15 protein-coding genes are annotated in these 17,854 nt (G+C 74.8%); 8 read left to right on the top strand and 7 right to left on the bottom strand.

All coding sequences use genetic code 11. The features are described from left to right. A partial coding sequence (locus tag ABZV78_RS27985; RefSeq protein ID WP_355643302.1) for an Rv3235 family protein occupies nt 1-179 on the top strand: 179 nt, incomplete at its 5' end. Between the two features lie 78 nt (nt 180-257). On the opposite strand, the gene secA is transcribed toward ABZV78_RS27985, so the two are convergent. Further along, complete coding sequence (secA, locus tag ABZV78_RS27980; RefSeq protein ID WP_355643298.1) at nt 258-3,164, bottom strand: preprotein translocase subunit SecA; 2,907 nt, start codon at nt 3,162-3,164, stop codon at nt 258-260. Between the two features lie 160 nt (nt 3,165-3,324). Here secA and ABZV78_RS27975 point away from each other — a divergent pair, with 160 nt between their 5' ends. Both ABZV78_RS27975 and ABZV78_RS27970 read left to right on the top strand, forming a co-directional pair. Continuing rightward, nucleotides 3,325-4,491, top strand: a complete 1,167-nt coding sequence (locus ABZV78_RS27975) for a GNAT family N-acetyltransferase (RefSeq protein WP_355643296.1) — start codon at nt 3,325-3,327, stop codon at nt 4,489-4,491. After that, a complete protein-coding gene (locus ABZV78_RS27970; protein WP_355643294.1) occupies nt 4,488-5,597 on the top strand; it encodes a GNAT family N-acetyltransferase in 1,110 nt (369 codons plus the stop codon). The genes ABZV78_RS27975 and ABZV78_RS27970 overlap by 4 nt, the downstream gene beginning before the upstream one ends. Nucleotides 5,598-5,664: 67 nt before the next feature. Here the strand turns inward: ABZV78_RS27970 and raiA are convergent, their stop codons facing one another. The 5 genes from raiA to mtrA form a co-directional block, all read right to left on the bottom strand. Further along, nucleotides 5,665-6,309, bottom strand: coding sequence for a ribosome-associated translation inhibitor RaiA (gene raiA, locus ABZV78_RS27965; protein ID WP_355643292.1), 645 nt, complete (start codon nt 6,307-6,309; stop codon nt 5,665-5,667). 251 nt (nt 6,310-6,560) lie between these two features. Further along, complete coding sequence (locus ABZV78_RS27960; RefSeq protein WP_355643290.1) at nt 6,561-7,256, bottom strand: ComF family protein; 696 nt, start codon at nt 7,254-7,256, stop codon at nt 6,561-6,563. A 7-nt stretch (nt 7,257-7,263) separates the two neighbouring features. After that, nucleotides 7,264-9,105: an LpqB family beta-propeller domain-containing protein gene (locus tag ABZV78_RS27955; protein WP_355643289.1), complete on the bottom strand. Its 1,842-nt coding sequence runs from the start codon at nt 9,103-9,105 to the stop codon at nt 7,264-7,266. Continuing rightward, nucleotides 9,102-10,754 (bottom strand): MtrAB system histidine kinase MtrB, encoded by a 1,653-nt coding sequence (gene mtrB / locus ABZV78_RS27950; protein WP_355643300.1) that lies wholly within the window; start codon nt 10,752-10,754, stop codon nt 9,102-9,104. The genes ABZV78_RS27955 and mtrB overlap by 4 nt, the downstream gene beginning before the upstream one ends. Nucleotides 10,755-10,866: 112 nt before the next feature. Beyond that, on the bottom strand, nt 10,867-11,556 hold the full coding sequence (gene mtrA / locus ABZV78_RS27945) for an MtrAB system response regulator MtrA (protein ID WP_046564340.1): 690 nt from the start codon (nt 11,554-11,556) through the stop codon (nt 10,867-10,869). Between the two features lie 210 nt (nt 11,557-11,766). On the opposite strand from mtrA, the gene ABZV78_RS27940 reads away from it, so the two are divergent. The 5 genes from ABZV78_RS27940 to ABZV78_RS27920 are packed head-to-tail and all read left to right on the top strand — an operon-like array spanning nt 11,767 to nt 16,823. After that, a complete protein-coding gene (locus ABZV78_RS27940; protein WP_355643287.1) occupies nt 11,767-12,606 on the top strand; it encodes a hypothetical protein in 840 nt (279 codons plus the stop codon). Next, nucleotides 12,603-13,241, top strand: coding sequence for a DUF4129 domain-containing protein (locus ABZV78_RS27935; RefSeq protein WP_355643285.1), 639 nt, complete (start codon nt 12,603-12,605; stop codon nt 13,239-13,241). The genes ABZV78_RS27940 and ABZV78_RS27935 overlap by 4 nt, the downstream gene beginning before the upstream one ends. Next, entirely contained in the window at nt 13,238-14,530 is a 1,293-nt protein-coding gene (locus ABZV78_RS27930) for a DUF4350 domain-containing protein (RefSeq protein WP_355643284.1), read from the top strand. The genes ABZV78_RS27935 and ABZV78_RS27930 overlap by 4 nt, the downstream gene beginning before the upstream one ends. Continuing rightward, nucleotides 14,527-15,516: a MoxR family ATPase gene (locus ABZV78_RS27925; RefSeq protein WP_355643282.1), complete on the top strand. Its 990-nt coding sequence runs from the start codon at nt 14,527-14,529 to the stop codon at nt 15,514-15,516. Before ABZV78_RS27930 ends, ABZV78_RS27925 begins: the two co-directional genes overlap by 4 nt. Continuing rightward, nucleotides 15,513-16,823, top strand: coding sequence for a DUF58 domain-containing protein (locus tag ABZV78_RS27920; protein WP_355643280.1), 1,311 nt, complete (start codon nt 15,513-15,515; stop codon nt 16,821-16,823). The genes ABZV78_RS27925 and ABZV78_RS27920 overlap by 4 nt, the downstream gene beginning before the upstream one ends. On the opposite strand, the gene ABZV78_RS27915 is transcribed toward ABZV78_RS27920, so the two are convergent. After that, nucleotides 16,801-17,754 (bottom strand): stage II sporulation protein M, encoded by a 954-nt coding sequence (locus ABZV78_RS27915; protein WP_355643279.1) that lies wholly within the window; start codon nt 17,752-17,754, stop codon nt 16,801-16,803. The genes ABZV78_RS27920 and ABZV78_RS27915 overlap by 23 nt on opposite strands. Nucleotides 17,755-17,854 lie beyond the last annotated feature (100 nt).

Here is a 17,854-nt window from a genome sequence, read left to right as displayed (position 1 = left end):
GCCGCCGCACCGCCCGACCGGTCCTCCAGCTCCGCCGGCTGCGGGTCTGCGAGCCCCGCGCGGGCGCGGTCGAGGCCGCCGCCGTGCTCGCCGGGGCCGGCGGGGCGAGCTGGGCGATCGCCCTGCGCCTGGAACACCGCCGCGGCACCTGGCTCTGCACCGTCCTCGACGTCCTCTGATCCCGCGCCCGACGGGGTTGGAGACGGGGACGGGCCCCGGCCGGTGGCCGGGGCCCGTCGTGGCTGGAGCGGGGTGGGTCAGTTGCCGCCGTTGGGAGCGCCGTGGCAGCGCTTGTACTTGCGGCCGGAGCCGCACGGGCAGGGGGCGTTGCGGGACGGGCCCTCGCCGGCGCCGTCGACCTGACCGGGCGCGGCCCGTCGGGCAGTGCTCGCCGCGACCGCCTGGCCGCTCATCCCGGCCGTCGACCGGCGCGGGGTGGCGGCGGCGGGACGCTCCGAGGTCTCGGGGCGGCCGATGCCGAGGGCCGGCGCCTGCTCCTCGGCGCGCTCGATCACCGGCGCGCCGCGACCGGCCTCGCCGTCGACGGAGGGCGCCGAGTATTGCAGGCCCTGCTGCTGCGGCGCGCGGTTGAGACCCTTGGCCCGGATCTCCACCGGCTTCTCCAGCAGCTGGACCTCCTCGGCCTCCGGCGCGGGCTCCTCGACCTGCACCTCCAGGTTGTAGAGGAAGCCGACCGTCTCCTCCTTGATGCCGTCCATCATGGTGGCGAACATGTCGAAGCCCTCGCGCTGGTACTCGATGACCGGGTCGCGCTGGGCGTACGCCCGCAGGCTGATGCCCTCCTGGAGGTAGTCCATCTCGTAGAGGTGCTCGCGCCACTTGCGGTCGATCACCTGGAGCAGGACCATCCGCTCGAGCTGGCGGGCCGCCTCCTCGCCGAGCTGCTCCTCGCGCCGGTCGTACGCGGCGTGCGCGTCCTCCTTGAGGCGGGCGAGCAGGAAGTCCTGGTCGAGGCCGGCCCGGGAGCCCACCTCCTCCTCCAGCTCGTCGACGGTGGTGCCCACCGGGTAGAGCTGCTTGAGGTTGGACCAGAGCTGGTCGAGATCCCAGTCCTCGGCGTAGCCGTCGCTCGTGGCGCCCACCACGTACGCGCCGACCACGTCGTCGATCATGTTGCGGACCTGGTCGGAGAGGTCCTCGCCGTTGAGCACGCGGAGGCGCTCGGCGTAGATCACCTGGCGCTGCTTGTTGAGCACCTCGTCGTACTTGAGGACGTTCTTCCGGATCTCGGCGTTCTGGCCCTCGATCTGGGCCTGCGCGCTCTTGATCTGGCGGGTGACCATCTTCGACTCGATGGGCACGTCCTCCGGGATGTTGAAGCGGTCCATCACCGCCTCGACGGCACCGGCCCGGAAGCGCTTCATCAGGTCGTCCTGGAGGGACAGGTAGAAGCGGGACTCGCCGGGGTCACCCTGCCGGCCGGCGCGACCGCGCAGCTGGTTGTCGATCCGGCGCGACTCGTGCCGCTCGGTGCCCAGCACGTAGAGGCCACCGGCGGCGGCCACCTCCTCCGCCTCGGCGTCGCAGGCCTGCTTCCAGGTGGGCAGGACCTCCTCCATCGCCTTGGCGTACTCCTCGGGCTGCTCGACCGGGTCGAGGCCGCGCTGGCGCAGCTCGTTGGCGGCGAGGAACTCGGCGTTGCCGCCGAGCAGGATGTCGGTGCCGCGGCCGGCCATGTTGGTGGCGACGGTGACCGCGCCCTTGCGCCCGGCCTGGGCGACGATCTCCGCCTCCTTGGCGTGGAACTTCGCGTTCAGCACGGAGTGCGGGATGCCCCGGCGGCGCAGCATGTGGGAGAGGATCTCGGAGTTCTCCACCGAGACCGTGCCGACCAGCACCGGCTGGCCCTGCTCGTGCCGCTCGGCGATGTCCTCGACCACGGCGTTGAACTTGGCCTTCTCGGTCTTGTAGATGACGTCCGCCCGGTCGAGGCGGACCATCGGCCGGTGCGTCGGGATGGTCACGACGCCGACCTTGTAGACCTTGTTGAACTCGCTCGCCTCGGTCTGCGCGGTGCCGGTCATGCCGGAGAGCTTCTCGTAGAGGCGGAAGTAGTTCTGGAGGGTGATGGTGGCCAGGGTCTGGTTCTCCTGCTTGATCTCCACCCCCTCCTTGGCCTCGATCGCCTGGTGCATGCCCTCGTTGTAGCGGCGGCCGTGCAGGATGCGGCCGGTGAACTCGTCGACGATGAGGACCTCGCCGTCGCTGACGATGTAGTCCTTGTCGCGCTTGTAGAGCTCCTTGGCCTTGATCGCGTTGTTCATGTAGCCGACGAGCGGGGTGTTGACCGACTCGTAGAGGTTGTCGATGCCGAGCCGGTCCTCGATCTTGGCGACACCGCGCTCGGTGATGGCGATCGTGCGCTTGGCGTGGTCGACCTCGTAGTCGCCCTCGCCGTCGGTGCCGGGCTGGAGGCGGGCCACCACGGCGGCGAACTCCTGGTACCAGCGGGCGGAGTGCTCGGCCGGGCCGGAGATGATCAGCGGGGTCCGGGCCTCGTCGATGAGGATCGAGTCGACCTCGTCGACCACCGCGAAGAAGTGGCCGCGCTGGACCAGCTCCTCCCGCGACCAGGCCATGTTGTCGCGCAGGTAGTCGAAGCCGAACTCGTTGTTGGTGCCGTAGGTGATGTCACACTCGTAGGCCGCGCGGTGCTCGGTGGCCGGCCGGTTGGGCAGCACCACGCCCACGGTGAGGCCGAGGAACTCGTGCACCCGGCCCATCCAGGCGGCGTCGCGCTCGGCCAGGTAGTCGTTCACGGTGATCACGTGCACGCCCTTGCCGGCGAGCGCGTTCAGGTAGACCGGCATGACCGAGGTCAGGGTCTTGCCCTCACCGGTCTTCATCTCGGCGATGTTGCCGAAGTGCAGCGCCGCGCCGCCCATCACCTGGACGTCGTAGGGCCGCTGGCCGAGCACCCGGGCGGCGGCCTCCCGGCACACCGCGAACGCCTCGGGCAGCAGGTCGTCGAGGGTCTCACCGTCGGCGAGCCGCTCCCTGAACTGGTCGGTCATGTCCCGCAGCTCGTCGTCGCTGAGGTTGACGTAGTCGTCCTCGATCGAGTTGACGGCGGCGGCGATGGCCTTGAGCCGGCGCACCATACGGCCCGCGCCCGCGCTAAGGACCTTTTCCAGAATCGACACGGATCAACGCTCCCCTAGACAGTCTCGAACCATCGTAGGCGCTCCGACGCGGCGATGGTCACTGGTGGCGGCGGTCCGGGGCCGCGAACCCGACATAACGCCGAGCGGGGGCGCTGAGCGGCGGCAATCGGGTTACGCCGTACGCGAAAGATCCGGCACGATGGCTCGGGTGGAGCCTGTGGAGATCATCGAGGACGGCCTGCTGCTGCGACCCTGGCGGGCGGAGGACGCCGACGCGGTGTACCGCGCCTGCCAGGATCCGGACATCCAGCGCTGGACCACCGTACCTCGCCCGTACCTGCCCGAACACGCCCTCGGATTCGTGACCACGATCAGCGGGGCGGCCTGGGCGGAGGGCACCGGGGCACCCTTCGCGGTCTGCGACGCGGAGACCGGCGAGCTGCTCGCCTCCTGCGGACTGGTCTCCATCGACCGGGCCCTGGACTCCGCCGAGGTGGGCTACTGGACCGCACCCTGGGCCCGGGGCCGGGGCGTGGCGGTGCGGGCCACCCGGGCGGTCGCCCGCTGGGCGTTCGACGCGCTCAAGCTGCGCCGGGTGATCTGGCAGGCGGAGGTCGGCAACCACGCCTCCCGGCTGGTCGCGCTCCGGGCCGGCTTCCGGGTCGAGGGCGAGCTGCGGCTGGCCCACCCGGCGGTCGACGGCCGCCCGGAGGGCTGGATCGGCTCGCTCTTCCCGGCCGAGCTCGCCGCGCCGGGTGAGCCCGCCCCCCACGGCCCGGACACCCTCCAGGCCCGCCGGGCGGCGGTCTTCGGCCGGCCCCAGCCGGTCCTGTTCGCCACCGCCGGCGCCACCGAGCTGCGGCTGCGCCCGCTGGAGGAGCGCGACATCGACGCGCTCGTGAGCACCTGCCGGGACGAGGAGACCATCCGCTGGACCACGGTGCCGCACCCCTACCAGCGGGAGCACGCCGAGAGCTTCCTGCGGGACGTCGCGGAGGCGGCCTGGGCCCGGGGCACCGGCGCCTCCTACGCCGTCGCCGACGCCGAGGACCGCTACGTGGCCTCGATCGACCTGCGCATCTCCCCCGGCACGCCGCTCGTCGCCGACGTGGGCTTCATGACCGCCCCGCACGCCCGCGGGCGTGGCTACCTGCCGGCCGCGCTGGCCGCGCTCTGCGCCTGGGGCTTCACCACGCTCGGGCTGGCCCGGGTCGAGTGGCGGGCCAACGTGGGCAACACCGCCTCCCGGCGGGCCGCCGAGAAGGCCGGCTTCACCGTCGAGGGCACCCTGCGCGGTGGCGTCCAGCACCGCGGGGAACGGCAGGACGTCTGGGTCGGCGGCCTACTCCCGCAGGACCTGCGGTGACACCGGAGACCATCGAGGCGTACGGAGTGCGGCTGCGGCCGTTCCGCCCGGCCGACGCGCCGGAGGTGGTCGCCGGCTGCGCCGACCCGGAGACCCGGCGGTTCATCCCGGCCATGCCGGATCCGTACACGGCGCGGAGCGCCCACTGGTGGATCACCGAGGGCGCGCCGGCCGCGTGGGCGGCCGGCGGGGCCGCGTACGCGATCGCCGACCGGGACACCGACCGGCTGCTCGGCGGCATCGGGCTGACGCCGATCAGCGAGGAGCGGGGGCACTTCGAGATCGGCTACTGGGTGGTGCCGGCGGCCCGGGGCCGGGGCGTGGCCGCCGCGGCGACCCGGGCCCTGAGCGCGGCGGCCTTCGCGGCCGGGGTGGGCCGGCTGGAACTGCTCACCCACGAGGAGAACGGGCCGAGCCAGCGGGTGGCGCTGGCCTGCGGCTACGGGCACGAGGGCGTCCGGCGGGCGGCGAGCGCCCCGCGCGACGGCGTCCGGCACGACATGGTGGCCTGGGTACGCCTCGCCCACGACCCGCCCGGGCCGACCGCCCGGCTGCTGCCGGACCTGCCCGACGGCCGGCTCACCGACGGCGTGGTGACGCTGCGCCGGCTCGGGCCGGCGGACGCCGACCCGATGTACCGGCTGCACAGCCGGCCCGAGGTGGTGGCGAACCGGGTCCCGCCGGTGGCGCCGGACCGGGCGCCGATCGAGCGGCGCTGCCGGCTGGCGGAGAGCCGCTGGCTGGCCGGCCGCTCGGCCGACCTGGCGATCCTCGACGCGGCGACCGGCACGGTGGCCGGCGGCTGCGCCCTGATCTACGACGAGCCCGCCACCGGCCAGGCCATGCTCGGCTACAGCATGCTGCCCGAGGCACGCGGCCGGGGGCTGGCCACCCGGGCGGTGGGCCTCGTCGCCGGCTGGGCGTTCGGGGTCGGGCTGGCCCGGCTCTGGGCCGGCACCCGGCCGGAGAACGTCGCCTCGCAGCGGGTGCTGGCGAAGGCCGGCTTCCGGCGGGAGGGGCTCCTGCGCGGCCGGCTGCCCGGCCCGGACGGGACCCGGATCGACTCGCTGATCTTCGGTCTGCTGCCCGGCGACCGCAGCGGCTGACGGCGGAAGCCGTGGTGGTCGCCCACCACGGCTTCCGGCCGGTTGTGTCCCGCGGGGTGGTCAGGGGTCAGGTGTCGAGCGAGATGATCCCGTAGTCGTAGGCGTGCCGGCGGTAGACCACGCTCGGGCGGCCGGACTCCTTGTCGTGGAACAGATAGAAGTCGTGGCCGACCAGTTCCATCTGGAACAGCGCATCGTCGACCGTCATCGGCTCGGCGGGGTGCACCTTCGCCCGCGCGATGTGCCACGGCTGGTCGTCGGGTTCCTCGTAGCCACTCTCGTCGGGCCGTTCCGCGACGGCGGTGGCCGTCCCGTGCCCGTTCAGCGCCGCCAGGCCGGGCCCGTCGAGGTCGGCCACCGGCAGATCGGCGGTGGCGGCGGCGACGGAGAGCGGCGCGTGCCGGCCGCGGTGCACCCGGCGGCGGTCGGCCGCCCGGCGGAAACGCGTGTCCAGCTTGGCGATGGCGGCGTCCAGCGCGCTGTAGAAATCATTCGTGCAGGCCTCGGCCCGGATCACCGGGCCGCGCGTCACGCAGGTGATTTCCACCCGCTGGCAGTGATCGGCCTGGCGCGGATTGCGCTCGTGGAACAACTCGACGTCCACGCGAATGAGCTTGTGGTCGTAGCGTTCGATCTTCGCGAGCTTTTCGGCTACGTGCACCCGGTAATGGTCCGGCACTTCGACGTTACGGCCCTTGACCACGATGTCCACGTGACCTCCCTTGTTCGGACGGTCGTTCGGTCCGGATCTTCCGGTCGACGCACCCAGGGAGAACCCCGTTCGGCGTCGACCGATGGTGTACGGCTACGCCTCCTTCCAGTGCCGGGGGAAGGTTGGCAACCCTCCTACCCCCGACACGAAAACGCTAACTCCTGTTCGGCCACCAGTCACCCCTAGTTGCCGGGAGAGGCCGCGAAATTTAACAGCTCATACACCATGGGGTGAAACGGAAACACGAAGCGTCACTGATGGTGCCGCTTTTGCGTTGCGGCGAGCACCGCCGCGACCTTTGGCGTCATTCCCGCCCCGCGCATGACCCGACTCACCGCCGCCAGGGTGGCCCCGGTCGTGACGATGTCGTCCAGCAGCACCACCGGCCCGGCCGCCCCGCCGGCCCGGCGCAGCCGGAACGCCGCCTCGGCCGCGGCAGCCCGGCCGGCGCTGTCCAGCGCCACCGAGTCCGGCCGGGGCAGCGCGCGCATCGGCCGCAGCACGCGTACCGGCCAGCCGGCCGCGTGCAGCCGGGCCGCCGCGTGGCGGGTCATCCGGTCCAGGTGGTCGCCGTACCGGGCCCGGGCCGCCCGCGCGGTGTCCGGCACCGCCACCAGGGTCACCGGGCCTCGCGTGCCCACCGCCGCGGCCACCACCTCGGCCAGCAGCGCGCCCAACGGCCGGGCGAGCCCGTGCCGACCCCGCTCCTTGTACGCGAGCAGCCCGTTTCGCAGCGCGCCCGCGTACGGCCCGAGGGCGACACAGGGCGGCAGGCCGGGCGGGGCCGGGTCGGGGCGGGTCGGCGCGGGAGCCAGCGCCTCCAGGTCGCCCACACAACGTGGGCAGAAGCCCTGCCGCAGGCCGGGGACGCGCTCGCCGCAGCCGGCACACCCGGCCGGCAGCACCAGGTCGGTCAGGTCCGACCAGAGTCCGCCCGGGCCCGGCACCGGCGCCTCAGTAGAGGAAGAAGGGTGCGGTGGGGTTGGTCGCCCGGCTGCCCGCCGGCACGTCCAGCACCTGTTCCCGCTTGATGATGTCGAGCGGGTTGTTCCGGAAGGCCGCCTTGTTCGCCTCGTACATGAACGACAGCGACGGCAGCCCGCCGACCGCGCCGCCCGGGTAGGCCGCCAACTGGGTCACCTCGGCGCCGATGTCCCGCTTGAGCGCGGTCTCCTGGGCGCCGTCGACCGTGATCTGGTGGATCGCCGGCCGCCGGTCCGCCTCGTTGCCGGCGAGGACCAACTCGTTCTCGGCCACCCAGTCGACGGCGCTGATGCCGGTGAGCAGGGTGACCAGCCGGCGCGGCTGGCCCACGCTGACCACGCCGCCGTCGACGTTCACCGCGGCCATGTAGAGGGCGCCCCCGCTGACCAGGGCGATCCGGTGTCCGTCGAGGGACCCGGCGACCGCCACGACCGGACCGGGGACGGTCAACGGGACCGGGCTCATCCCGGCCGCCCCGTCGAACCGGTAGAGCTTGCCGTCCGCGGCCACCAGGCCGGCGGGGTGCCGCTCGTCCAGGGACCGGAGCCAGGTGGGCCGGCCCAGCGCGCGGTACGTCTCGCTGCTGGTGTTGAACACCGTCACGGGGTCCGGGCCGGAGCCGACCTTGAGCCGCTGCCGGCGGTCCGTTCCGGTCACCACGAGCGCGGCCAGCACCTGGTCGTCGGCGCGGGCGAGCGCCGCGGAGACCACGTTCTTGTTGGCGGCGGGCGGCAGCGGGACGGCGGCTCTCGGTTCGTTGGCGATGGCGAGCGGGCGGATGGCGCCGTCGTAGACGCTGAACCGAGCCGGGCGGTCCCCGGTCGGGTACGCGGCGTGCGCCGTCCGCTCCTGCTCGAGGTCGACGGTGCGCCGCTTCTGGTTCTGGATCTTCAGGTCGAGCTGGCCGTCCAGCTCGGGCAGCGACCAGGCGAGCTGGGTGGCGAGCAGGCCGAGCTTCTTGTCGTCGGCCCCCGGCATGCTGAGGTTGACCTCCCAGTGCCCGTCCGCGCCGGTGGCGTTGTTGATCGGCCGGGTGCTGTCGGGCAGCCCGGTCACCCCCGGGGCCAGCCAGTCGGACGGGCCCCCGGTCAGCCACTTCACCACGTCGGTGACCCGCCGCTCGGCCGGCACCGACGAGGGCAGGTAGCGCAGGTCGGGCACCAGCCGGGACTGGTCCGAGTTCCAGAAGTAGATGGTGCGCGACCGGTAGTACTCCCGCAACGCGGTGTCGCTGATCAGCAGCCGGTTCGGCACGTCGGTGAGGAGCAGCCCGGGGCCGGCCGGATCGGCCCGGCGGAGCTGGAAAACGTATTCGGTCTCGCTGGCCACCGGCGGGGCCAGGCTGCCGTCGGCGCGCAGCACGCCGACCTGCTGCACCTTGACCGTCACCTCGCGTGTGCCCTGGTTGTTCTCCGGCGTGACCTCGGGCTTCTCCCGGAGCCGGACCACGGTCAGCTCGATCTCGCTGCTCTGCTTCTTCTCCGTCAGCAGGCTCTTCGCCTCCTGCGCAACGAACTCCTTGACCCGGCCGTACGCCTGCTCGCGCTCTCCGGCGGCGGCCGCCCGCAGGTAGTTCTCGATGAACGGGCCGGGCTCGGCGCTGTCGTTCGGGGTGGGCGGCCGCGCGGGGCTGCCGTTGAGCGCGCCGGCCTCGGCGGCCGGACCCGAGCCGTCGACCTGGACCTCGGTCTCCCGCGGGATCCCGCAACTCGCCAGGCCGGCGGGGAGCAGCAGGCCGGACACCACCGCGACCAGCACCCGCCTGCCGACGTTCGTCCGCGCCTGCGGGGCTCGCCAACTCCGCGCGCTCATTTCGTCACCTCGGCCCGGTCTTCGCGCTCCGCCGGCCCGATGGCCAGTGCCCCGGCGCCGCTGCCCGGACCGATGGCGAGCGGCCCGCCGTCGCGCGGACCGCCGAACGGCAGGGTGGCACCGGACGGCACCAGCCGCAGCGGGGAGGTGGTCAGCCGGTCGCCGGCGCGGGCCGGCAGGGTCAGCCGGAACTGGGCGCCCTGCCCGGGCGCGCCCCACGCCTCCAGCCAGCCGCCGTGCAGCCGGGCGTCCTCCAGGCTGATCGACAGGCCCAGCCCGGTGCCGCCGGTCTGCCGGGCCCGGGACGGGTCGGCCCGCCAGAACCGGTTGAAGACCAGCTTCTCCTCGCCCGGCTTGAGCCCGACGCCGCGGTCCCGCACGGTGATCGCCACCGCGCTGTCGTCCATGCCGAGGGTGATCCGCACGGGCTTGGCCTCGCCGTGCTCGACCGCGTTGCCGACCAGGTTGCGCAGCACCCGCTCGACCCGGCGCGGGTCCACCTCGGCGATCACCGGGCTGTCCGGCACGTCCAGCTCGATGGCCACCCCGACCCGCTCGGCCAGCCCGGCCAGCCGCTCGGCCACCCGGTGCACCACCGGCACCAGGTCGGTCGGCTCGCTGTCGAGCATGGCGAAGCCGGCGTCGAAGCGGCTGATCTCCAGCAGGTCGGTGAGCAGCTCCTCGAACCGGTCCAGCTCGGCCTGGAGCAGCTCGGCGCTGCGCGCCACGGCCGGGTCGAACTCGTCCCGCTCGGCGAAGATCAGGTCGGCGGCCATCCGGACCGTGGTCAGCGGCGTCCGCAGCTCGTGGGAGACATCGGAGGTGAACCGGCGTTGCAGCCGGGACATCTCCTCCAGCCGGAGGATCTGCCGTTGCAAGTTGGTCGCCATCTGGTTGAACGAGGCGGCGAGCAGGGCCAGGTCGTCCTCGCCGTTGACCACCATCCGCTGGTCGAGCAGGCCGGCGGAGAGCCGCTGGGCGGTCCGGGCGGCCACCCGCACCGGGGTCACCACCAGGCGGGTGACCAGGGCGGCCAGCAGGCCGAGCAGGAGCACCAGGGCCGCGCCGGTGGCGACCACGGTGGCCCGGGCGTCGGCCGCGGTGGCGTCCTGCCGGGCCAGGGGCACGAGGTAGTAGAGCTCCAGCTGCCCGAACCGGGTCGGCACCGGGGAGCCGTAGACGAGGTATTTGGTGCGCTGGCCGCCGAGCGTGCCGGTGCGGATCTGGTGGGCGACGTGGCCGGCGGCCACCGAGGCCCGCAGCTCCCGGCTGATCAACGGGCGCACCTGCACGTCCGGGGAGGTGCGCGGCTCGATGGTGGTGAAGTTGTCGGCGGTGATCGCCACCACCACGCCGCTGGTCTGCGCCGGGTCACCGCCGGCCAGGTAGTTGACCGTGCCGTCGATGGTGTCCTGGAGCTGCGCCTCCTGCGGCTGGCTGTAGAGGTTGAACTGCTTCGAGGCGTAGTCGCTGCCGTTGCGCAGGCGCAGCAGGACGTCGGTCTCGGCGTTCTCCAGCAGGATGTTGGTGAGCTTGTCGGCGATCAGGTATGCGAACCCGCCCACCAGCAGGCTGGACGCCACCAGTGTGATGGTGACCACACGGACCTGGAGCGACCGCCGCCAGGTCTGGTGCACGCCGGCGGCCATCCGGGCCGTGCGGCCGGCCAGGACGCGCCACAGCGCCCGCGCGGCGGGGAGCCGGCGGGACGCGGCGGTCGGCGAGTCGGGGCGCGGGGAGGTCACCACAGTGCTGACCAGGCTATCCGGTGCCCGCCTTGTAGCCCACGCCTCGCACGGTGAGGATGATTTCGGGTCGCTCCGGATCCGGCTCGATCTTGGCGCGCAGCCGCTGCACGTGCACGTTGACCAGGCGGGTGTCGGCGGCGTGCCGATAGCCCCAGACCTGCTCGAGCAGCACCTCGCGGGTGAAGACCTGGCGCGGCTTGCGGGCGAGCGCGACCAGCAGGTCGAACTCCAGTGGCGTCAGCTTCACCTCCTCGCCGTCCCGGCTGACCGTGTGCGCCGGCACGTCGATGGTGATCTGGTTGCCGGGCGGGCCGATGGTGAGCAGCTCCGGCGCCACGTCCTCGCCCCGGCGCAGCCGGGCCCGCATCCGGGCCACCAGTTCCTTGGGCTTGAACGGCTTGACCACGTAGTCGTCGGCCCCGGACTCCAGCCCGAGCACCACGTCGACGGTGTCGCTCTTGGCGGTCAGCATGACGATCGGCACGCCGGACTCGCCCCGGATGGCCCGGGCCACGTCGATGCCGCTCATGCCGGGAAGCATCAGGTCGAGCAGGACGATGTCGGGCCGGCTGTCACGGAACGCGGCCAGTGCCCGTTCTCCGTCCGCGACGAAGGAGGGCACGAAGCCCTCGCTGCGCAGGACGATGCCGAGCATCTCGGCGAGTGCGGGGTCGTCGTCGACCACCAGTACCCGGGCTCTCATGGGGTTTATCGTTCCATCCCCGTTCAGTAGGAGGGTGCGCCGTCTTCACGGCACGGTAGCGCCGAGGGCGGTCCGGCACCACAGCTGACGGCGTGGCCGCCCCGTGGCGCGCCGCGGCGGACGGGTCCACCGGGCGCGGACGGGCCGTGCAACCATGATCCCTCGGGCGTGTCGCCGCCCGCCACCCTCACCCGCCCGCCAGGAGTACCCGTGCCCGACGTCGGCCCGACCGCGGTGCTCCCGCGCCGTCCACTGACCGTCGGCGAACTGCTCGACTCGGCCGTCCTCCTGCTGCGCGACCAGGCCCGGGTGCTCGTCCCGATGGCCGTCCTGCTGGCCCTCGGCGAGCAGGCCCTGCTGCACCCGCTGCGGGTGCTGGCCGGCGCCCGGCCGCCCGAGTGGTGGTTCGACCCGGACCGGCTCGGCTCGTACTGGCTGCTGCTCGCGCTCGGCGCCGGGACCGAGGCCATGATCATCGCGCTGCTGGGCAACCCGGCCGCCCGGGGCGCCGGGGCCGCGCTGCTGGGCCGGCGCACCGGGCCACGCGAGCTGCTGCGCGACGCCCGCTGGGGGGCCACCCTGCTGGCCGGGGCCGTGGTCGGGTGCGCCGTCCTGCTCGCCGGGCTGGCCGGGCCGGCCTGGTTCGTCGCGTACGGGCTGCTGGGCGCCGTGGTGCCGGTGCTCGTGGTCGACCGGGTGGCGGCGCACCGGGCGGCGGGGCGGGCGCTGCGACTGGCGGTCCGGGTCGGCGGGCGGGCCGCCGCGATCCGGCTGCTCGGCTACCTGGGCTGGTGGCTGATCCGGCTCGGCATCGGGCTGGGCGTCTACCACGGCCTCGGGCTGCTGGGCCTCTTCGACGTCTCCGCCTGGGCGCTGCCGGTCGCCACCGTCGCCTGGGTGGCGGTGAACGCGGTCGCGTACCCGGCGCTGGCCTGCCTGGACGCAGTGCTGCACCTGGAGACCCGGATGCGCACCGAGGGGCTGGACATTCGGCTCTCCCGCGCACCGGCCGGCACCCCGGAGCCCGTCCTGCTGGCGGTGCCGCGGTGAGCCGGTGGTGGACCGAGACGGTCGCCGCGCTGGGCGACGCCGTACCGCTGCCGCTGGCCGCCCTGCTCCTGTTGGCCGGGGCGCTGCTGGTCGCGCTGGCCTGGTACTTCTTCCCGGCCTGGGTGCCCCGCCGGCTGCCGCGGATCGGCCGGTCCCGGTTGCCCCGGCTCCGCCTGCCCAGACTGCGGCTGCCCCGGCTGCGCCTGCCCCGGCTGCGGCGGCCGAAGCTGCGGCTGCCCCGGCGACGGCGCCGGGCCCGGCGCGACGCGCCGGCGGTGCCCCTGCCCGCGCCCCGGGCACCCGAGCCGGCGCCGGCCGCCCACCCCGGCCTCGCCGACCGGCTCGCCGCCGAGGGCCGGTACGCCGAGGCGGTCCGGGAACGGCTGCGCGAGATGGTCCGCCTCCTGGTGGCACGGCAGCTCGTGGAGCCCCGCCCCGGGCTGACCGTCTCCGAGCTCACCGCGGCCGTGGCCCGGGTCCGGCCCGGTGTGCATCCCACCCTGCACGCCGCCGGGGCGATCTTCTCCGACCTCTGGTACGCCCAGCGCCCGGCCACCGCCGCCCACGACCACCGGATGCGTGACCTCGCCGCCGACCTGCGCCGCGAGTTGGCCGCGGAGGGGGACCGCCGGTGACCGCCACCCTCGACCCGGCCCGCCCGGCGGCCCCGCCCGCGCCCCGCCGCCGGTGGCACCGGATGCTGGTCCCGCTCGGGCTGGCCGTGCTGGTGCTCGTGACCACGCTGGTCCTGCACGCCGTGGACCAGCCCGACCCGACCGACCGGGGCTTCCTGTCCCCGGCCGCCACCGGCGACGACGGAGGCAGCCGGCTGGCCGAGGCGCTGCGCGCCCAGGGGGTGCCGATCCGCCGCGAGACGGACACCCTGGCGGCCCTGCGGGCCGCCGGGCCCGGTCCGGTCACGCTCTTCGTGCCGGCCCCCGAGCTGGTGCACCCGGACACCCTGGCCGGCCTGGCCGTGCTGCCCGGCGGCAGCCGGCTGGTGCTGGTCGAGCCGTCCCGCCGGGTGCTGACCGGCCTGGCCCTGCCGCTCGAACCGACCGACCGCCGGTGGGCCACCCGGGCCGTGCCCCCGGACGCCGACGGCGCGCCCTGTCGGCTGCCCGAGGCGCTCCGCGCCGGCACCGCCGCCGTCGACCACCAGCGCTACGCCGGGCCGTCGCGCGCTGACCGGTGCTACGGGGGCGCGCTGCACCGGATCGCCTGGGGCGCCGAGGTCGTGGTGGTCGGGGCCAGCGACCCGTTCCGCAACGACCGGATCGACGAGTGGGGCAACCGGGCGCTCGCCACCGGCCTGCTCGGCGGCGACCGCCCGCTGGTCTGGCTCGACCTGCCCGGTCCCGCGCCGGCCCCGACCGGGCCGAGCTGGTCGCCGACCCCGGACGACCGCGGGACCCCGCTGCCCCGGCGCACCGACGGCCACGCCGACGACCGGGCGGACCCGCCGCGGAACTGGCACAACCCGCTCTGGGACGCCTTCCCGCCCTGGTTCTGGGCGGTGCTGGCGCAGCTCGCCGTGGCCGGGCTGCTGCTGGTGCTCTGGCGGGCCCGCCGGCTCGGCCCGCCCGTGCCCGAGCCGCTGCCGGTGACCGTCCGCTCCGCCGAGACGGTGCTCGGCCGGGCCCGGCTCTACCGCCGGGCCGGCGCCCGGGACACCGCCGCCGCGACGCTGCGCGCCGCCGCCCTGGACCGGCTGCTGCCCCGGCTCAACCTGCCCCCGGACACGCCGCCCGACGAGGTGGCCGCCCGGGTCGCCGCGCACACCGGCGCCGACCCGGAGCGGGTGGCCGAACTGCTGCACGGCGCCGCCCCGGAGGACGACCGGGAGCTGCTGGAGCTGGCCCGCGACCTGGACGCCCTGACCCGTACCCTGGCCCCCCACCCGACCGAAGGAGATCCCCGGTGACCGGACCCGTCATCGCCGCCGCGTCGCCCACCGCGCAGCCCGACGCCCGCGCCGCCCTGCACCGGCTGCGGGCCGAGGTGGCCAAGGCCGTCGTCGGGCAGGACGCCGTGGTCACCGGCCTGGTCATCGCGCTGCTCTGCCGGGGGCACGTGCTGCTGGAGGGCGTACCCGGGGTGGCCAAGACCCTGCTGGTGCGGACCGTGGCCGCCGCGCTGGACCTGGAGTCCAAGCGGGTGCAGTTCACCCCCGACCTGATGCCCGGCGACGTCACCGGGTCGCTGATCTTCGACCCGCGCACCGCCGCCTTCACCTTCCGCGAGGGGCCGGTCTTCACCAACCTGCTCCTCGCCGACGAGATCAACCGCACCCCGCCGAAGACCCAGTCGGCGCTGCTCGAGGTGATGGAGGAGCGGCAGGTCTCCGTCGAGGGCGAGCGCCGCCCGCTGCCCGACCCGTTCATCGTGGCCGCCACCCAGAACCCCGTCGAGTACGAGGGCACCTACCCGCTGCCCGAGGCGCAGCTCGACCGGTTCCTGCTCAAGCTGACCGTGCCGCTGCCCGCCCGGGACGAGGAGCTGGGCGTGCTCCGCGCGCACCACGCCGGCTTCGACCCGCGTGACCTGCGCGCCGCCGGCGTACGCCCGGTGGCCACCGCGGCCGACCTGGCCGCCGCCCGGGCGGCGGTGCACGCGGTGCACGTGGCCGAGCCGGTGCTCGGCTACATCGTGGACCTGTGCCGGGCCACCCGGGTCGCCCCGGCGCTGGAGCTGGGCGCCTCGCCCCGGGGCGCCACCGCCCTGCTGGGCACCGCCAAGGCGTGGTCCTGGCTGGCCGGCCGGGACCACGTCACCCCGGACGACGTGAAGGCGGTCGCCCGGCCCACCCTGCGGCACCGGCTCCGGCTGCGCCCGGAGGTGGAGCTGGAGGGCGTGACCGTGGACGCCGTGCTGGACGCGGTGCTGGCCACCGTGCCGACGCCGCGATGACCTGGCGGGCGGGTCTGCTGCTCGCGGCGAGCGCGGCGACCCTGCCGGCCTGGCCGGCGCCGTTCGTCGGCGTCGCCGTGCTGACCGCGGCGGTGCTGCTGCTGGTGGCCCTCGACTGGGCGCTCGCGGCGCCGCTGCGCGGTCTCACCGCCACCCGCGCCGGCGACCGGGCGGTCCGGCTCGGCGGCACCGCCACGGTCACCCTGCACCTGGCCAACGCCTCCACCCGCACGCTGCGCGCCCAGGTGCGCGACGCCTGGGTGCCGTCGGCCGGGGCGCGGCCCGACCTCCCCACCGGGCGGGTGCTCACCGTCGCACCGGGCGGCGCGGCCACCCTGCCGGTCCGGCTCACCCCGGCCCGGCGCGGCGACCGGCCCGCGGTGGCGCTGACCGTACGCTCGCTCGGGCCGATGCGGCTGGCGTTCCGGCAACGCGCCGACCACCCGGCCACACCACCCTGGACACTGCGCGTGCTGCCCCGCTTCGACTCCCGGCGGCACCTGCCCGAGAAGCTGGCCAAGCTGCGGGTCATCGACGGTGTGCAGGTCACCCGGGGGCGCGGCCACGGCACCGAGTTCGACACTCTCCGCGAGTACGTGGTCGGCGACGACGTCCGCTCGATCGACTGGCGGGCCAGCGCCCGCCGCTCCGACGTGCTGGTACGCACCTGGCGGCCGGAACGGGACCGGCGGCTGGTCTGCGTGCTGGACACCGGCCGCACCTCGGCGGTCCGGCTCGGCGACGAGCCCCGGCTGGACACCGCGATCGACGCGGCGCTGCTGCTCACCGCGCTGGCCGCCCGGGCCGGCGACCGGGTCGACCTGCTCGCCGCCGACACCGCGGTCCGGGCCCGGGTGACCGGCAGCGGCCGGCCCGCGCTGCTCGCCCGGCTGGTGGACGCGGTCGCCCCGCTCCAGCCGGCGCTGGTGGAGACCGACTTCGAGCTGATCGCCGGGGAGGTGCTGCGCCGGGAGCGGCAGCGCAGCCTCGTGGTGCTCTTCACCGCCCTGGAGGCGGGCGCGCTCGGCGAGGGGCTGCTGCCGGTGCTGCCCCGGCTGGCCGCCCGGCACCGGGTGGTGCTCGCGGCCACCCACGATCCGGTGCTGGCCGGGCTGACCACCGCCCCGCCCACCGGCCCGGACGACGCGTACGCCGCCGCGGCGGCCTGGCGCGCCCTGGCCGAGCGGGACCGGGTCCGGGCCGCGCTGTCCCGGCACGGGGTGACCGTGGTGGATGCCCCCGCCGACCGGCTCGCCCCGGCGGTCGCCGACACCTACCTGCGGCTCAAGTCCCTCGGTCAGCTCTGACCGCCCGGCGGCCGAGGAGCAGCGCGTACGCCAGGAAGGCCAGCCAGACCGTGGCGCCGATCGCCACCCGGACGGCGGCCGGCAGCGGCGCCGGGGTCACGAACGCCTCCAGCAGCGCGGAGACCGCGAAGAGCCCGACCAGGCCGGCGGCGACCACGATGGCCGACCGGCCTGCCTCGGCGACCGCCCGGCCCCGGCTCAGCTGTGCCGGCGGCGCGATCCAGGCCCAGGCGGTCCGCAGCCCGACCCCGGCCGCCACGTAGATGCCGGTCAGTTCGAGCAGCCCGTGCGGGGTGATCATGCCGAAGAACACGTCCGCCCGGCCGTAGGAGATCATCACCCCGCCGACCACACCGATGTTCAGCGCGTTCTGCCAGAGCAGCCAGAACACCGGCACCACCAGCACCCCGGCGGCCAGGCACTGCGCGGCCAGCCAGGCGTTGTGCGTCCACAGGTGGAAGGCGAAGGTCGGCGCGGTGAACTCGGTGTAGTAGCCGGCGAAGCCGGAGTCGACGAGTTGCCGGGCCGCCTCGGCGCCGATGAACGCGGCGGCGGTGTCCGGGTGGCCGGCGACGAACCAGATGAGGAAGGCGGTGAGCGCGCTGAACCCGGTGGCCACCGCGCACCACCAGGGCCAGGCCCGGTAGAGGGCGGCCGGCAGGTCGGCGACGAGGAAGCGGCCCACGGCCGCCCAGGAGGGCCGGGGGCGGCCGGTGATCCGCGCCAGGGCCGCGAGCACCACGTGGGAGAGGCGGCCCACCAGCGCCGGTTCGGGGGCCCGGCTGCGCAGCGCCGAGAGGTGGGTGGCGGCCCGCTGGTAGAGCGTGACCAGCTCGTCCACCTCGGCCGCGTCGAGCTTGCGCCGGCCGGTCAGCTGCTCCAGCCGCCGCCACTCGGCGCCGTGCTCGGCCACGTACGCGTCGAGATCCACTCGTCCTGCTTCCTACTTGTTGCTCATCGTTGAGCGGTTCGGATGGTTCGCTCTCCGCCCGGTGGTGGCTGGGCTGGAGTCCTGGACCGGCAGTCTGGTC

This window comes from Micromonospora sp. NPDC004540, assembly GCF_040610095.1.
GTDB lineage: Bacteria > Actinomycetota > Actinomycetes > Mycobacteriales > Micromonosporaceae > Micromonospora.
The sequence above is the reverse complement of the archived record's forward strand: the minus strand, read 5'-3'. Positions and strand labels throughout refer to the sequence as shown.

What these genes read in the sequence shown, in the direction of transcription:
- mtrA (WP_046564340.1), bottom strand. Translation starts at nt 11,556, where the DNA reads ATGAGAGCCCGGGTACTGGTGGTCGACGACGACCCCGCACTCGCCGAG.
- ABZV78_RS27975 (WP_355643296.1), top strand. Translation starts at nt 3,325, where the DNA reads ATGGCTCGGGTGGAGCCTGTGGAGATCATCGAGGACGGCCTGCTGCTG.
- mtrB (WP_355643300.1), bottom strand. Translation starts at nt 10,754, where the DNA reads ATGGCCGCCGGCGTGCACCAGACCTGGCGGCGGTCGCTCCAGGTCCGT.
- ABZV78_RS27955 (WP_355643289.1), bottom strand. Translation starts at nt 9,105, where the DNA reads ATGAGCGCGCGGAGTTGGCGAGCCCCGCAGGCGCGGACGAACGTCGGC.
- ABZV78_RS27920 (WP_355643280.1), top strand. Translation starts at nt 15,513, where the DNA reads ATGACCTGGCGGGCGGGTCTGCTGCTCGCGGCGAGCGCGGCGACCCTG.